Source organism: Xanthobacter oligotrophicus (genome assembly GCF_008364685.1).
Lineage (GTDB): Bacteria > Pseudomonadota > Alphaproteobacteria > Rhizobiales > Xanthobacteraceae > Xanthobacter > Xanthobacter oligotrophicus.
Map to the genome: position 1 here is coordinate 66,333 of NZ_VTTL01000004.1, position 14,332 is coordinate 80,664.

The following is a 14,332-nucleotide window of genomic DNA, read 5'->3' on the forward strand; positions in this document are numbered from 1 at the left end:
GGTTTGCCGCAAGCCTTGCGCCGCCCGCCGGCTTTCGTCGGCGGGGAGGGGATGGCTTAAATCCAAATACACATAATAAAAATGTTTATTGACGATATTCACTTTCCATATAAAATGACTGGACATAATAGGAAGTGAATTATGACCATAGCACGCGGGCGCGTCCTTCGGGACAGCTTCCTCTTCCTTCTGGCCTACGGCGTCATTGCCGCCGCCGTCATTTTCGGCTGATCAGCACTGCCATTTGGCGTCGTGTGCGGCTTGAACGCCTGCGGCGCGGCGCTCTGGCCGCTGGCGAGCATGGCTCCAGCGTCTTGGGTGCGGCATCCCGCGCCAGGCACAAGCCTTTGTTGAGCTTGGCATTTAGCTCCCGCTCCGGCACCCTTTCCGCAATGCGGTGGGCAACAGGGACGGTGAGGACGCGATGGGACATCTGATCCCTGCTGCCGGTAAAGCGGCTGAGCCCGGCCGGGAGGCGGCGCGGACCAGCGGGGTGGCGCCCCGCCTGCACGAGCGGGCTTTCGACATTCTGGCGGCACAGATCGTTGCCGGTTCGCTGCGGCCCGGCGAGCGCCTGCTCGAATCCCGAGTGGCCGAGCGCTTCGGCATTTCCCGCGCTCCGGCGCGCCAAGCCCTTGCCCGGCTGGAGCAATTGGGCCTGGTGCGCCGCGCCGAGGGGCACGGCTTCGTCGTCGAGCTGCCCATCGGCCCCGTCCCGGATTTCACCGAACAGGCGCCGGCGGCGGATGTCCACCTCGCCCCCGAATCCACCTGGGAACGCATCTACAAGGAGGTGGAGCACGAGGTGGTCACCCGCAGCGCCTTCGGCTCGTTCCGCGTGGTGGAGAATCACCTCGCCGCCGCCTACGGCGTCAGCCGCACGGTGGCACGGGAGGCGCTGTCGCGGCTTCACCAGCGTGGCGTCGTTCGCAAGGATGCGCGCCAGCACTGGTATGCGCCGGCTCTCACGCCCGCTTACGTGGCTGAATTGTTCGAGATGCGGGCCATCCTGGAGCCGGCGGCCCTGCGCCTTGCCGCCCCGCGCCTGCCGCCGGCGACCCTCGCCGCGCTCAGGGGCAACCTCGCGGATGCCATGGCCGCCCCCGAAGCCGTGGACGGGGGGCGCCTCAGCGCTCTGGAGGAGGAACTGCACATCAGCCTCCTCGGCCATTGCGGCAACGCCACCCTCATGGATGCCCTCTCCACCTACCAGACGCTGCTGGTGGCCCTGACCTTCCTCTATGACGCCGCCGCGCGGGCGCCTGGCGTGGAGCCGTTCCTCGCCGAGCATATGGATGTGGCGGAGCGGCTCGCCGCCGGCCATGCTGAAGCGGCGGTGGAGGCGCTCAAGAGCCACCTCGACGGCTCCTTTGCCCGCGCCATGGAGCGCCTGGAGCGCGTGCGGCAGGCCCCGGCGCCGGGGCCGCTGCCCTACCTGTCGCCCTTGTAGCGCCGAGCGCCCGGGCCGGCGCCGACGGCGCACGGCGGCATTTTTTCAATGCCGCCCGAGGCCTCAATTCCCGGGTGAACTCATAACCCATTGATCAGAATTGGTTTTGTGCGAGGCTGTCGCATGCCGCTGTCTCGGCCGCCAGCTTCGGCGTGGTCACATGGCCGTGACGCCCCTCGTTGCCACCGGCGCGGCACCTATTTGTTGATCCAGACGGGTAGCGCGCGGCCCGAACAGGGTTAAGATAAACCTGTTCGTCGGCGCAGGTTCTGTCTGCTTGCCGACGATGGTCGCAAGCGTCTTGGAGGAGGATCTCCATGTCCCTCATTGCCGGTTCCGCTCTCGCCCTCGCAGCTCTTGTCGGGACCATGGTCCTCGCCCAGCTTGCGGCGCGGCAGAAGCAGGCGGTACCCGTGCGCGTGCGGGCGCGCCGCGGCAGCCGCTGAGGCGCACCGCCGTTCGCCATCGGGAATCCTCTCTTTCCTTAAGTCGGGACGGGTTGAGCTTTCAGAGCCGAATCCGATCAGATTGCCGTGCAATCTGATCGGTGGGTGCTTTAGATCCTGTCTCGCTTCGATTCGGTCGAAAAGCATCGGGCTTTTCTCGAGCGGGGCGGATTGGGCAATCCCCATGGACACCGACATCGAGATCCGCGTCGAGCGGGTCTCGCAACTCTTCAACATGCTCGATCCCTTTCCCTTCCGGGAGCGGGATCTCGACCCCGAGGCCGAGGCGTATATCGTCGCCTGGGCGCGGGAGATGCCGCGCCGCTCGCCGGTGCGCATCGTCGTGCACCTGCCTGAAGCGGAAGCCGCCAAGCCCGAGGCCAAGGGCCTGCCCGAGGCGCTGCGACACTATTTCGTGGATCGCGAGGTGGCGGTGGCGGGTGAATTGAAGGAATTGTTCCGCATCGGGCGGCTGTCCCTCGCCATCGGCTGCGCGGTGCTCGCCGTCTGCCTGGGTATCGCCGGCCTGATCGGGGAGGGGGCGTTCTCGCGGAACTTGGCGGGGTTCGCGGCAGAGGGCCTGCTGATCCTCGGCTGGGTCGCGCTTTGGCGACCCATGGAGATCTTCCTTTACGACTGGTGGCCCATCGCCCGGCAGCGCAGCCTGTACCGGCGCCTTGCCGCAGCCGAGGTCGCGGTGCGCGGTACCGTCAGCCCCGCCTGATCCCAATCGCAGTCTCGTTCAAACGCAATCCGGCGCCGGGACGAGCCCGGCGCCTATGGGCAAACGTAAGACGGAACCGGTCCAGACCGGTCGGGGCCGAAACCTCAGGCGGCGGCGAGCGCCGCGCGGGCGTGGCCGCGGATGCGTTCCACCATGGAGCGCAGGCCGTTGGAGCGCTGCGGCGTCAGGTGACCCTCAAGCCCGATCTGCCGGAACACGCCGAGGATGTCGGTCTCCATGATCTCCTTCGGGCTGTGGCCCGACACGAGATGGAGCAGCACCGCTACCAGGCCGCGCACGATGTGGGCGTCGGAATCGCCTTGGAACTCGATGATGGTGCCGGCCGGCGTCTGCTTCAGGTCGGAGATGAGCCACACCTGGCTGGCGCAGCCCTGTACCTTGTTGGTCTCGTTGCGCTCGGCGTCGGGGAAGGGCGGCAGCTTCTTGCCCAGCTCGATGACGTGCCGGTAGCGGTCTTCCCAATTGTCCAGGAATTCAAAATCGGCAATGAGGTCGTCTGCGTTCATGAGGCCAATTCCTCGTCCCACTTAGAGGCGCCCGCCCGGAAAACGGGAGGGGCGCCCAGAGATCCTTGCGCTGCAGCATAACACAGCCGGCAAGGAATGCGGTCACTTTGATTCTGCGTGGCGATTTCAGGCGTCAGGCGGGCCGGCGCGGCGGCAGCGGCGGCTGAGCGGGGGCCGCAGGCGCGGCGGGTTGGACGCCTTGAGGAAGAACCGTGCGGCCATTCTCGCCGCCGCCCCAGACCGGCAAAAGATCCTGGGGCGAGAGGTCGAGCGCGCCCGTCTGGCCCGCACCCGGCACGCCGGCAGGCGGATGCGGCGCCTCGCCCGAGGGGGCGGAGCCGATGGAATCGTGCAACCACTTGGCGCCCACCTGCGCCTTTTCCACGAGGTGGCTCGCCATCTGCCCACCCACCGCGCAGGCCTGCGGCTGGCGCTCACAGAAGCCCTTGAGGTCGGCCACCAGCGCCTGCGCGGCGCCGAAGGCGTCGAACACGCTCACCTCCTTGCCGTCGGTGCCCTTGAGGCCGAGCGGCAGGAGCAGGAGCACGAGGCCGATCCAGAAGGCGAGGCGCAGCAGAAAGAACATGGCCCCCTCGTCAAAACGCGCGGGCCTGATGCCGACGCCTTTGCAGAATACCAGAGGAGGGGGGCCGCGGGGCCCCGCGGGGGTGCCGCAGGGGCGCACTTTTCAAGACATCGTTAACGCTGAAAGCAGGCGGTGCCGCCCCGGCTTAGCGTTCGCTTAAAGCCTGCCGTGGCAGGGTGTTCTCCGCAGTGCCGGGAGACCGGCGCACAGGTTTTCACAGCATTCGGCCCGCTGGTGCGGGCATCTGACAGGGGGCGGCGTGCGTCACCTCGGCATCGGCGAAGCGGTGGATGTTTCCCGTCCCGGCCCCAAGCGGGGTGCGGGCGGCGAGAGCCTGCCGCGTCTTGCGGTGCTCGGGCGGGTCACCGGCGCCACGCTCACGGGCCTTGGCGTGCTGGCGCTGGGCTGCGGTGCCATCGTGCTCCTGGCCGAGGTGACGGGCCTGGTCCAGGGGGCATTCCTGAATGCCACCGCGCTGGTGGCCACCGGCCTCGTCTCGACCGCCTTGGCGGCGGTGGCCGGCGGGCTGGCCCGTGCCGCGACCCGCGCCAGCGAGGAAATTCCCGACGATGCCCTCCTCGTCACCCGCCATGGCCTGCGCGGGGAGGTGGCGGTGGTGGAGGCGATGGAGGGGCCATTCGCCGACGCATCGGCCTCCGCCTTCGCCGGCCTTGCTTTGTTCGAGCGCGTGCTGGTGGCCGACCGGCCGGCCTTCCTCTCCGCCGTGCAGGCGGCGCATCACGGCAGGGCGCAGCGCTGCGAACTGCGGCTGCGCTGCGACGGCAAGGCGGAAACCGCGCCGGCCTTCATGACCGTGGAGGCGCGCTGCACGGCCCTGCGCTCCGGCCTGGTGCGGATCATCTGGCGGGCGCCCTGGCAGGCGGCTGCCGTCGAACGGCTGAAGGCCGACGATGCCGCCCGCGCCCGCGCCGAGGCGGAGGAGGCCAATGCCGCCAAGAGCCATTTCCTCGCCGCCATGAGCCATGAGCTGCGCACCCCGCTCAACGCCATCCTCGGCTTTTCCGAGCTGCTGGCCACGCAGACCGGCGCCCCCCTCGACGACGCGCGCAAGGCCGATTACGCGCGCATCATCCACGAGAGCGGCCAGCATCTGCTCGGTCTGGTGAACGACATCCTGGATCTCTCGCGGGTGGAGGCGGGCGCCTACGAGCTGGAGCGCGAGGGTGTGGACGTGGCCGCCCTCGTCGCCGGCTGCGCCGAAATGGTGGCCATCGATGCCGGACGCGCGGGCGTGGCGGTGAAGACGGTGTTCGCCCCCCGCCTGCCGGCCATCAGTGCCGACCGGCGGGCGTTCAAGCAGATCGTGCTCAATCTTTTGTCCAACGCCGTGAAATTCACGCCCGAGGGCGGTCGCGTTCAGGTGAGCGTGCGCCGCGAGGGCGAGGCGGTCGCCATCCGGGTGCGCGACACCGGCCCCGGCATGCGGCCGGAGGATGTGGCGCGGCTCGGCGAGCCGTTCTTCCAGGCCGGCGACTGCACCCAGCGTGCCCGGGGCAGCGGCCTCGGCATCGCGGTGGTGAAAGGGCTGGTGAAGCTGCACGGCGGCGACCTCCGGGTGGAGAGCGCGCCGGGGCGGGGCACCAGCGTCACCGTGACATTGCCGCTTGCGGCTGAGCCGGCGGTGCGGGGCGAGGGCGTGGTGGCGCCGTTTCCCGCCCGCCTCGACGATACCCGGGCGAAGAGGTTGGCATGAAGCTGGAACCGGTCATGGCGGGGGGATTGGGCGAGGACGCGCCGGCGGCGGTGGACCCGTTGGCGGCGAGCGCCCGTGCGAACGAGGAACGGCGCTTGCGCCGGCTCGACATGGCGGCCGGCGCCGTCGCTCTGACCGCCGCCGGGGCATTCCTTGTCAACCTCCTGCTGCTGCAGGCGCCGCCTGCCGGCGCTCCGCTGCCGGAGGCCCGCCCGGCCGGGGCCATCCAGGCCCTCGACCGCTCCAAGACCAACCGCACCACCGTGCCGCTGCCGCCGCACAGTCCCGGTGGCTCGCCCGCAGCCTCCACCGGCGGCGCCACCGATGGCGCGCTCGGCTATTTGTCCATTCGTACCACCGTGACCGGCACGCCGGTGCCGCTGGTGCCCGGCACGGCTGCGGCCGGCCGCTCGACCGCGCAAGCCTATGCCGATCCCGTGCCACGCCGTCCGCCGGCCAGCGTCGGCGCCGGGGCGGATGTGACCGGCGCGGTGCGTCCGCCGAGCGACGTGCCGGCCTCGCCGCGCCTGCTCGCTGTGCAGAAGGCGCTGGCAAAGCTTGGCTACGGTCCGCTGAAGGTGGACGGCCGGCCCGGCGGCGAGACCCGCTCCGCCATCCAGCGCTTCCAGCGCGACCGCAACATGACCGCCGACGGCGAGGTCAGCGACAAGCTCGTGCGCGAGCTGGCCTCGGTCTCCGGCGTCACGGTCAACTGAATGCGGCTCAAGAGCGCAATCTTCGTCTCCGCGCTTCTCCGCCGCGCCCAGGTGGAAGGCGCCTATGGTGCCGTGGTGCGCCGGGGCGCCGAGGAGGCGGGGGCCATCTTCGTCAAGGCCTCGCGCCTCGACGGGACGGCCGCGCTCTATGGCCCCGCGCCGCAGAGCGCCTTCGACGAAGGCGCCCCCGGCGACCGCCTGTTCTCGGTTCTGGTGGAACCCGGCCGGCCCGAGGCGGATGCGGACGCGCGCATCGCACGGGAGCTGAAGTTCGACCCGGACATCTTCGTGGTGGAGATCGAGGACCGCGCCGGCCGGCATTTCCTGGATCTGGCCAAGGACTGAGCCAGTCGGACTCAAGGCCAACGGGGCGAGGTAGGCGGGGCCGCCCGCCATGATCGGTTAATCTCCCGTTCAGGTGCACGAAACCATAAGAACGCCAGCGACGTTGTGATCACGGCTCTTGATCGAGGAGAAGAGCATGAGCACTGTCATTGCGTTCCCCGACGCGTGGACGCTGGCTGAGCGCCGCGCCACCACCCGCAAGAGGGATGGAGACGAGGTCCGGACCGCAGGCGCGGACATCGTGATCCTGCCGGTGGTGCGCGTGGAACGGTATGAGGCGCAACTGCCGGGTCCCGTGCCCCGCAGCAACCACGGCCGGCGCGCCCGCTGAGTTAGAGCGTTTTCGAGCGAAGTGGCCCGTGGTTTGCGTGAAGAAAGCGCGTCAATACACGAGTCTGGAGCGATTGCCGTGAGCCGGGGCGAGCGGAAAACGCCCTAGTTGGAGAGTGTGCATGTGGCGGCTTCGAGCTGGCGCCGCACGAAAGCCCGCGTGCCCCGCTCGCGCACGAAGGCCCGCACCGCGACGATGCCCTCCAGCGCGGGGGATTCGATCACCAGCCGATCCGCGGCCGTGATTTCCTCGTCTTCCGGCAAAGCCGCCTTCTGGCTCGCGGTCATGAGGTCGAGCTCGATCACCTTTCCGGCCGCCTGGTCGCTCAGCGCGTAGAAGGCGAGGCCCTCCGCCGTGTAGAAGGACACCGAGGTGTAGTCGGCCGTCGCCGGCACCCGCACCTTCAGCGGCGCTTCCGACAGATCGTAAAGGCACACCGCCGACACGAAGGCGGGGTCCATCATGGGCAGCACCTGTTCCTGGGGCGATGGGTCCGGCAGCAGGGTGAGCACGTTGGAATCCATCCGCTCGGAGAGCCGGGCATAGGCGTTGCGCTCGGCGAGCGCCGGCATTGCGAGGATGGAGACGATGTGGGCGATGGCACCCAGCACCACCGCGAACGCAACGAACAGCAGCACCTGACCGGGCGAGCCGAAGCGTGGCCGCGACAGGCGCGGGTGGGAGAAATGCGGGCGCGGCAGGCTGCCGAGGAAGCGCCCAGCGCGCCGGGCAAGGCGCGCGGCAACGGTCGAGGCTTCCTCGCGCAGATCGTCCAGCGTCGTCACAGGCAGGCCTCCTGCGTGATCTTGGGCAGGACGGCCGCGTCCGCGGCACCGGAGGCGAAGGAGAACGGCGCGTCATAGAGGCGGAGCGCCACCTTCAGTCGCGGCCGGGCGCCGGTGGGCAGCCAGTTGCCCGAGCGGGCGCGCGGGGAGAGGCGCACGTCGATGGCACCGTCGTCGCGATAAACCACCTCGGCGCTGGTGAAGCCGAAGCGGCCGGCATCATTGGCGATGAGGTGGCCGTCCTGGTCCATGAGGGTCAGCGTCCACAGCCGGGCCTGGGGCAGCACCCCGACGATGCGCGTCTCGCAGCGCCCGTCGATGGGCCTGCCGGCATCATCAGTGGCGGCAAGGAAGAGCAGGCCGTCGGCCAGTTCCAGCGGTAGCTCGCCCGAGCGGGCAAAGGCGGCGCGGGCGTAGGGGTCCGCCTTGGCCGTGCCGGCGCGGGGCCAGCCCTGCCATGCGCCGGCGCGCACCACGTCGAGCCCGCGCGAGTGGGTGACGGAAAACCAGGTGACGCCGAGCCCGAGAATGGTGGCGACGAGAAGCGTGAAGGCAAGAGGCAGAAGGCGCACGGCACATCCGGGGCTGTCGGCCCCCTATCTAGAGCACAATGCCGGCCGGCGCAAAGCGGCGGACGCAAGGGCCTCCCCCTATCGCACCAGATAGCCTTCCAGCACGGCCCGGCTGGCGTCCGGCAGGGGCAGGGGGCGGCGGTGGGTGGTGTCGAAAAGCACCACCACGGTTTCGGCGGTGGCGGTGCATACGCCGTTCTGGAACAGCGCCTGCTTGATGGAGACCGAGCTTCGGCCCACCGAGAGGACGCCGGTGCCGATCTCCACCTGTCCCGGCCAGTGCATCTCGGCGCGGTAGTCCAGGACCAGGCGGGCGATGACGAAACCGGCCCCTTCGGGTGCCACCTTGTGGGGGGCATCGAGCAGCAGCCGGGTGCGGCCGGTCTCCAGGAAGGTGGAGAAGACGGCGTTGTTCACATGGCCGAGCTTGTCGGTGTCGCCATAGCGGATGGTGTCGCTCGCCTTGACCGGGAAATCGTCCAGCACAGGCAGGGGCGGCTTCTCGCGGGCGGTCATCGGGCAACCTTGCCGGGTGTCGCTTTGCCCAGCGCGCGCCAGCCGATGTCGCTGCGGTAGAAGCCGTCCGGCCATTCGATGCGGGCGATGCCCGCATAGGCCCGGTCGCGGGCTTCGCCGAGGGTGGCGCCGGTGGCGGTGACGTTCAGCACGCGTCCGCCGTTGGAGACCAGCCCGACCCCCTTGCGCCGTGTGCCCGCCTGGAACACCAGCACGCCGTCCAACTCCGCCGCCGCATCGAGCCCGCCGATGGGGCTGCCCACCTGATGCGGGCCGGGATAGCCGCGCGAGGCATAGACCACAGTCATGGCCGCATCCTGCGACCATTCCGGCGTCACCTCGGCAAGGTGACCAGTGGCGGTGGCGTGCAGCACCTGGACCAGATCCCCCGTAAAGCGGGGCATCAGCACCTGGCATTCGGGATCGCCGAAGCGGCAATTGTATTCCACCAGCTTCGGGCCATCGGCCGTCAGCATCAGCCCGGCATAGAGCACGCCGCGATAGGGCGCGCCGGCCGCCACCATGGCGCGGGCGGTGGGGATGAGGATTTCCTCCAGCGCCCGGCGCTCCAGCTCGGGCGTCAGCACCGGGGCGGGCGAATAGGCGCCCATGCCGCCGGTATTGGGGCCGAGGTCGCCGTCGAACGCGCGCTTGTGGTCCTGCGCACTGCCGAAGAGCACCACCGTCTCGCCGTCCACCAAAGCGAACAGGCTGGCCTCCTCGCCCTCCATGAACTCCTCGATGAGCACCTCGGTGCCGCCGCCGGCGAACACCTGCTCCACCGCGTCCACCGCTTCTTCCTCGGAGAGGGCGACCACGACGCCCTTGCCGGCCATGAGGCCGTCGGCCTTCACCACGATGGGGGCGCCCTGCTGGCGCACATAGGCGGCGCCCTCGGCGGCGGAGGTGAAGCGGCCGAAGGCGGCGGTGGGTATGGAATTGGCCTTGCACAATTCCTTGGTGAAAAGCTTGGAGCCCTCCAGCCGGGCGGCCGCAGCCGTGGGACCGAAGGCGGGGATGCCCACCGCCTCGAGCCGGTCCACCAGCCCCGCCACCAGCGGGGCCTCCGGGCCCACCACCACGAAGCCGATGCCGTGGTCCTGGCACCATTTCACGATGGTGTCGTGGGCCGAGAGGGGTATGCCCTCGATCAGCTCTGCGTGCTCGGCGATGCCGGGATTGCCCGGTATGGCGTAGAACTGGCCGATACTTGGGCTCTGCGCCAGCTTCCAGGCGAGGGCGTGCTCGCGCCCTCCCGATCCGAGCAGCAGGATGTTCATGCGGCCTCCCCTGTGCGTTGCCCCATGTCTCGCTCGGACGTTTCTGCCAACGTCTCTTGCGATGAGTCTCTTGTCACAATCGCCTATCGGCTCGGAGCCGCGCAAACAAGAGGCACGGCTCTGCGCTCGCCGCATGGGGGGCTTTCCCGCTATGCTTATTCCTTGACCAACAGCCGACTGCGATTCGATGGTGGATGTCGCCGAACCCCGCGCCAACGCGCCAGAATGGAGCGTTTCCGAGCTCTCCGCAGCGCTCCGGCGCACGGTTGAGGACGCCTATGGCCACGTGCGGGTGCGCGGCGAAATCTCCGGCTATCGCGGGCCTCACGGCTCGGGCCACGCTTATTTCAGCCTGAAGGATGCCGGGGCACGGCTGGACGCGGTGATCTGGAAGGGCACCTTCCAGCGCCTGCGCCTGAAGCCCGAGGAGGGGCTGGAGGTGGTGGCCATCGGCCGCCTCACCACCTATCCGGGCAAGTCCGGCTATCAGATCGTCATCGAGGCGCTGGAGTTCGCCGGCGCCGGTGCCATCATGGCCATGCTGGAGGAGCGCAAGCGCCGCCTCGCGGCCGAGGGCCTGTTCGATCCGGCGCGCAAGGTCGCGCTGCCGTTCCTGCCGCAGGTGATCGGGGTGGTCACGTCGCCCACCGGGGCGGTGATCCGCGACATTCTCCACCGCCTCGCCGACCGTTTTCCGCGCCGGGTGCTGGTGTGGCCGGTGCGGGTGCAGGGCGAGACCTCGGCGGCGGAGGTGGCGGCGGCCATTCGCGGCTTCAACGCCTTGCCGGTGGGCGGCACCATCCCGCGCCCGGACGTGATCGTGGTAGCGCGGGGCGGCGGCGCTTTGGAGGACCTTCTGGGCTTCTCCGACGAGGAGGTGGTGCGGGCGGCGGCGGAAAGCGCCATCCCGCTGATCGCGGCCGTGGGCCACGAGACCGACGTGACCCTCATCGATTTCGCCGCCGACGTGCGCGCGCCTACCCCCACCGCCGCCGCCGAGATGGTGGTGCCGGTGCGCTCCGAGCTGATCGCGGCGGTGGAAGACCTCGGCGGGCGCCTCGCCGCCGCGCCGGTGCGGCTTCTGGAACGGCGGCGGGCGGACCTGCGTGGCTTGTCCCGCCTCCTGCCCAGCGCGGAGAACCTGCTTTCCGTGCCCCGGCAAAGGCTCGATGCCGCGAGCGAGCGCCTGCCGCGCGCCCTCAAGGCCAATGCTGCGGCCCACCGCCTGCGCCTCGTGGCCGCGCGCGCCCGGCTGTCGCCGGAGGCGCTGAAGCTGCGCCTGGAGCGCGCCGGCGACCGGCTGGAGACGTTGGAGGGCCGGCTGAAGCGCGCCTTCACAGTGGCGCGCGAGCAGCGGACGGCGCGGCTGAAATCGGCGGGCCAACTGCTGGATGCCTTGTCCTTCAAGGGGGTACTGAGCCGCGGGTTCGCGCTGGTGCGCGACGCGCAGGGCCAGCCGGTGCACTTCGCCGCTGGCCTTGGGCCGGGGACGGCATTGGACCTTCAGTTCGCCGACGGGCATGTGGCGGCGGTGACGGGGGATGCGGCGCCGGCTGCAACGCCTCCGGCGCCCGCGCGGTCGCGCCCGGCCAGATCTAAGAAGCCGCCGAAGGTCGAGGGGCCGACTCTGTTCGATCCGTGAGCCGGCGCCTCTTTCGCGCCGCGGACCGAATGGCTATGCTGGAAATTCTTCTTTCAGGACGATGACGGCGGTGATGAACAGATTCGAACGCTTCCCCGAGCCCCATGGCGAGGCGGAGGTCCGCTACCTCGACGGTGAGTTCCGCATCCTGCGGCCGGGCAGCTTCGTGCGCTGCGCCGTCACCGGGCAGGCCATTCCGCTGGATGAGCTGCGCTATTGGAGCGTGGACCTCCAGGAGGCCTATGCCGGCCCCGAGGCGGTGCTGACCCGCGTGAAGGAGCGTCCGGCGGGCTGACGCTCCCGGAAGTGCTGCCATCGAAAAGAAAGGGCGCGCCGGTGGCGCGCCCTCTTTCGTTGGAACAGCTTGAGGACCAGCCTGCTCTCAACCCTGCGGCTGAAGCGTTTCCAGGAAGCTAATGGGCGCGCCGGAGGCGGGGCCGGTAAGCTCGCCCTCCCACATCACCTTGCGGCCGCGCACGAAAGTGCCCACGGGCCAGCCGGTCACCTCCTTGCCGTCATAGGGCGTCCACTTGGACCGGGAGGCGATCCAGTCCACCGTGATGGTGGCGCGGCGCTTCAGGTCCACCACGGTGAAGTCGGCGTCATAGCCCACCACGATGCGCCCCTTGCGGGCGATGCCGAACAGCCGGGCCGGGCCGGAGCTGGAGAGGTCCACGAAGCGCTCCAGCGTCAGGCGCCCGGCGGCCACGTGGTCCAGCATCAGCGGCACCAGGGTCTGCACCCCGGTCATGCCCGAGGGGCTTTCGGGATAGGGCTTGGCCTTCTCCTCCAGGGTGTGGGGGGCGTGATCGGAGCCGAGCACGTCCACCACGCCGCTCTGGAGCGCCGCCCACAAGGCATCGCGATGGCGGCCGTCGCGCACCGGCGGGTTCATCTGCACCAGCGTGCCGAGCCGGTCATAGCAGTCGGGCGCCGCCAGGGTGAGGTGGTGGGGCGTCACCTCCACCGAGGCCACGTCGCGGGCGTCGGCGAGAAAATCCATCTCCTCCGCCGAGGTCACATGCAGCACATGCACCCGTGCCCCGGTCTCCCGGGCGAGGTTCACCAGGCGCCGGGTGGCGGTCAGCGCCGCGATCTCGTCGCGCCACACCGGGTGGGAGGAAGCATCGCCGGGAACGCGCAGGCCCTTGCGCTCCTGAAGGCGCGGCTCGTCCTCGCAGTGGAAGGCGGCGCGGCGGCGGATCACTTTCAGGATGTTCCGCACCCCGTCATCGTCCGCCACGAGCAGCGAGCCGGTGGACGAGCCGATGAACACCTTCACGCCCGCCGCCCCCGGCAGGCGCTCCAACTCGGGCAGGTCCTTCACGTTGTCGTGGGTGCCGCCCACATAGAAGGCGAAGTCGCAATGCATGCGGGCGGTAGCCCGCGCGATCTTGTCTTCCAGAGCCGAGGCGGACGTGGTCTGGGGAATGGTGTTGGGCATCTCGAACACGCCCGTCACCCCGCCCATTACGGCGGCAAGGGACCCGGTCTCCAGGTCTTCCTTCTGCTCCAGCCCCGGTTCGCGGAAATGCACCTGGGTGTCGATAACGCCGGGCAGGATGTGCAGGCCGGTGGCGTCCACCACTTCGCCCGCGCTTGCGGCGCCCAGCGCGCCGATGGCGCGGATGCGTCCGCCTGTCACTCCGATGTCCGCAACGGCAATGCCGGCGGGGGTCGCGACCGCGCCGCCCTTGAGCAGCAGATCGAAAGTCACGGGCATGGGAGGAAGCTCGCTCTTGATGGGGACAGGCAAGCGGCCTTAAATCTGGTTTTTATTTTTCTGACAAGGACGGCCCCCATGCCCGTCGTTTATTTGACCGATCGTGTGCTCATTCGTGCCACCGGCCCCGAAGCCTCCAAGTTTCTCCATGGCGTGATCACCTGCAACGTGCAGACCATGGCGAAGGGCGACTCGCGCTACGGCGCGCTTTTGACCCCGCAGGGCAAGATCATCTCCGACTTCCTCTTCTACAGCGAAGGCGAGGATGCCTTCCTGTTCGACGTTCCCGCCGAGCGGGCCGAGGACCTGCTGAAGCGCCTCACCTTCCATCGCCTGCGGGCCAAGGTGACCTTCGAGAAGGCGGACGATTTCGCCGTCGCCGCCGTGTTCGGCGATGCGGGGGAGGTGCCCGAGGGCGCGCTCTATCCCGACCCGCGCCTTGCCGCCCTGGGCCAGCGGCTGGTGCTGCCGCTGGTAGCGGCGCAAGCCCTGTCGTCCGATCCTGTGCCCTATGAGGCGCACCGCATCGCCCTCGGCATCCCCAAGGGCGGGCCGGATTTCGCCTATGGCGACACCTTCCCCCACGAGGCCGACATGGACCAGCTGGGCGGGGTGGACTTCAAGAAGGGCTGCTATGTGGGCCAGGAGGTGGTGAGCCGCATGGAGCACCGCTCCACCCCCCGCAACCGGCTGGTGGAAGTGCTGTTCGACACCCCGCTTGCCACCGGGCAGGAGATCACGGCCGGCGACAAGAGCGTCGGGCAGGTGTTGTCGGTGACGGACGGGCGCGGCATCGCCACGGTGCGCCTTGATCGCGCCAACGATGCCAAGACCGACGGCGTGCCGCTTCTCGCCGGGGAGGTTCCGGTGGAGTTGCGCCGCCCCGACTGGGCCGTCTTTTCCATGGAATGGGAAAAGAAGGTGAGCGAGCTGGACCGGAAGTTCAAGGGAAGCTGAGAGGGGCGATTGCAGAGC

Annotated in this window: 17 protein-coding genes; 10 read left to right on the forward strand and 7 right to left on the reverse strand. The window is 69.4% G+C overall.

From position 1 onward, the window contains the following. Positions 1-424: 424 nt before the first annotated feature. The 3 genes from FZ033_RS07290 to FZ033_RS07295 all read left to right on the forward strand — a co-directional run bounded on the left by FZ033_RS07290 (position 425) and on the right by FZ033_RS07295 (position 2,620). Positions 425-1,450 (forward strand): GntR family transcriptional regulator, encoded by a 1,026-nt coding sequence (locus FZ033_RS07290; protein ID WP_149575501.1) that lies wholly within the window; start codon positions 425-427, stop codon positions 1,448-1,450. 317 nt (positions 1,451-1,767) lie between these two features. Further along, positions 1,768-1,896, forward strand: coding sequence for a hypothetical protein (locus FZ033_RS24520; RefSeq protein ID WP_269149855.1), 129 nt, complete (start codon positions 1,768-1,770; stop codon positions 1,894-1,896). A gap of 184 nt (positions 1,897-2,080) precedes the next feature. Continuing rightward, complete coding sequence (locus tag FZ033_RS07295) at positions 2,081-2,620, forward strand: hypothetical protein (protein ID WP_149575502.1); 540 nt, start codon at positions 2,081-2,083, stop codon at positions 2,618-2,620. A 104-nt stretch (positions 2,621-2,724) separates the two neighbouring features. Here FZ033_RS07295 and FZ033_RS07300 read toward each other — a convergent pair whose 3' ends face one another. Then, positions 2,725-3,147, reverse strand: coding sequence for a SufE family protein (locus tag FZ033_RS07300; protein WP_138399321.1), 423 nt, complete (start codon positions 3,145-3,147; stop codon positions 2,725-2,727). 133 nt (positions 3,148-3,280) lie between these two features. Next, positions 3,281-3,733, reverse strand: a complete 453-nt coding sequence (locus FZ033_RS07305; RefSeq protein ID WP_149575503.1) for a DUF5330 domain-containing protein — start codon at positions 3,731-3,733, stop codon at positions 3,281-3,283. A gap of 259 nt (positions 3,734-3,992) precedes the next feature. Here FZ033_RS07305 and FZ033_RS07310 point away from each other — a divergent pair, with 259 nt between their 5' ends. From FZ033_RS07310 to FZ033_RS07325, 4 genes are all read left to right on the forward strand, one after another. Then, positions 3,993-5,447 (forward strand): sensor histidine kinase, encoded by a 1,455-nt coding sequence (locus FZ033_RS07310; protein ID WP_149575504.1) that lies wholly within the window; start codon positions 3,993-3,995, stop codon positions 5,445-5,447. Beyond that, complete coding sequence (locus FZ033_RS24525) at positions 5,444-6,163, forward strand: peptidoglycan-binding domain-containing protein (RefSeq protein WP_149575505.1); 720 nt, start codon at positions 5,444-5,446, stop codon at positions 6,161-6,163. Before FZ033_RS07310 ends, FZ033_RS24525 begins: the two co-directional genes overlap by 4 nt. Beyond that, entirely contained in the window at positions 6,164-6,508 is a 345-nt protein-coding gene (locus tag FZ033_RS07320; RefSeq protein WP_149575506.1) for a DUF1491 family protein, read from the forward strand. Positions 6,509-6,644: 136 nt separating this feature from the next. After that, positions 6,645-6,839, forward strand: coding sequence for a hypothetical protein (locus tag FZ033_RS07325; protein ID WP_149575507.1), 195 nt, complete (start codon positions 6,645-6,647; stop codon positions 6,837-6,839). A 104-nt stretch (positions 6,840-6,943) separates the two neighbouring features. Here FZ033_RS07325 and FZ033_RS07330 read toward each other — a convergent pair whose 3' ends face one another. The 4 genes from FZ033_RS07330 to purD form a co-directional block, all read right to left on the reverse strand. Then, entirely contained in the window at positions 6,944-7,477 is a 534-nt protein-coding gene (locus tag FZ033_RS07330; protein WP_012113430.1) for a DUF1254 domain-containing protein, read from the reverse strand. A 143-nt stretch (positions 7,478-7,620) separates the two neighbouring features. Then, positions 7,621-8,196 (reverse strand): DUF1214 domain-containing protein, encoded by a 576-nt coding sequence (locus FZ033_RS07335; RefSeq protein WP_012113431.1) that lies wholly within the window; start codon positions 8,194-8,196, stop codon positions 7,621-7,623. 78 nt (positions 8,197-8,274) lie between these two features. Beyond that, positions 8,275-8,712, reverse strand: coding sequence for an acyl-CoA thioesterase (locus FZ033_RS07340; RefSeq protein WP_149575508.1), 438 nt, complete (start codon positions 8,710-8,712; stop codon positions 8,275-8,277). After that, a complete protein-coding gene (gene purD / locus FZ033_RS07345) occupies positions 8,709-9,992 on the reverse strand; it encodes a phosphoribosylamine--glycine ligase (RefSeq protein ID WP_149575509.1) in 1,284 nt (427 codons plus the stop codon). The genes FZ033_RS07340 and purD overlap by 4 nt, the downstream gene beginning before the upstream one ends. Before the next feature lie 187 nt (positions 9,993-10,179). Between purD and xseA the strand changes: the two genes are divergently transcribed. Both xseA and FZ033_RS07355 read left to right on the forward strand, forming a co-directional pair. Then, entirely contained in the window at positions 10,180-11,634 is a 1,455-nt protein-coding gene (xseA, locus tag FZ033_RS07350; RefSeq protein ID WP_149575510.1) for an exodeoxyribonuclease VII large subunit, read from the forward strand. Positions 11,635-11,707: 73 nt separating this feature from the next. Next, positions 11,708-11,929 carry a DUF2093 domain-containing protein gene (locus FZ033_RS07355; protein ID WP_149575511.1) on the forward strand — a complete coding sequence of 74 codons (222 nt, stop codon included), beginning with the start codon at positions 11,708-11,710 and terminating at the stop codon, positions 11,927-11,929. Between the two features lie 87 nt (positions 11,930-12,016). Here the strand turns inward: FZ033_RS07355 and FZ033_RS07360 are convergent, their stop codons facing one another. Continuing rightward, complete coding sequence (locus FZ033_RS07360; protein WP_149575512.1) at positions 12,017-13,357, reverse strand: dihydroorotase; 1,341 nt, start codon at positions 13,355-13,357, stop codon at positions 12,017-12,019. A 78-nt stretch (positions 13,358-13,435) separates the two neighbouring features. On the opposite strand from FZ033_RS07360, the gene ygfZ reads away from it, so the two are divergent. Beyond that, a complete protein-coding gene (gene ygfZ / locus FZ033_RS07365) occupies positions 13,436-14,314 on the forward strand; it encodes a CAF17-like 4Fe-4S cluster assembly/insertion protein YgfZ (RefSeq protein WP_149575513.1) in 879 nt (292 codons plus the stop codon). Positions 14,315-14,332: the final 18 nt, after the last annotated feature.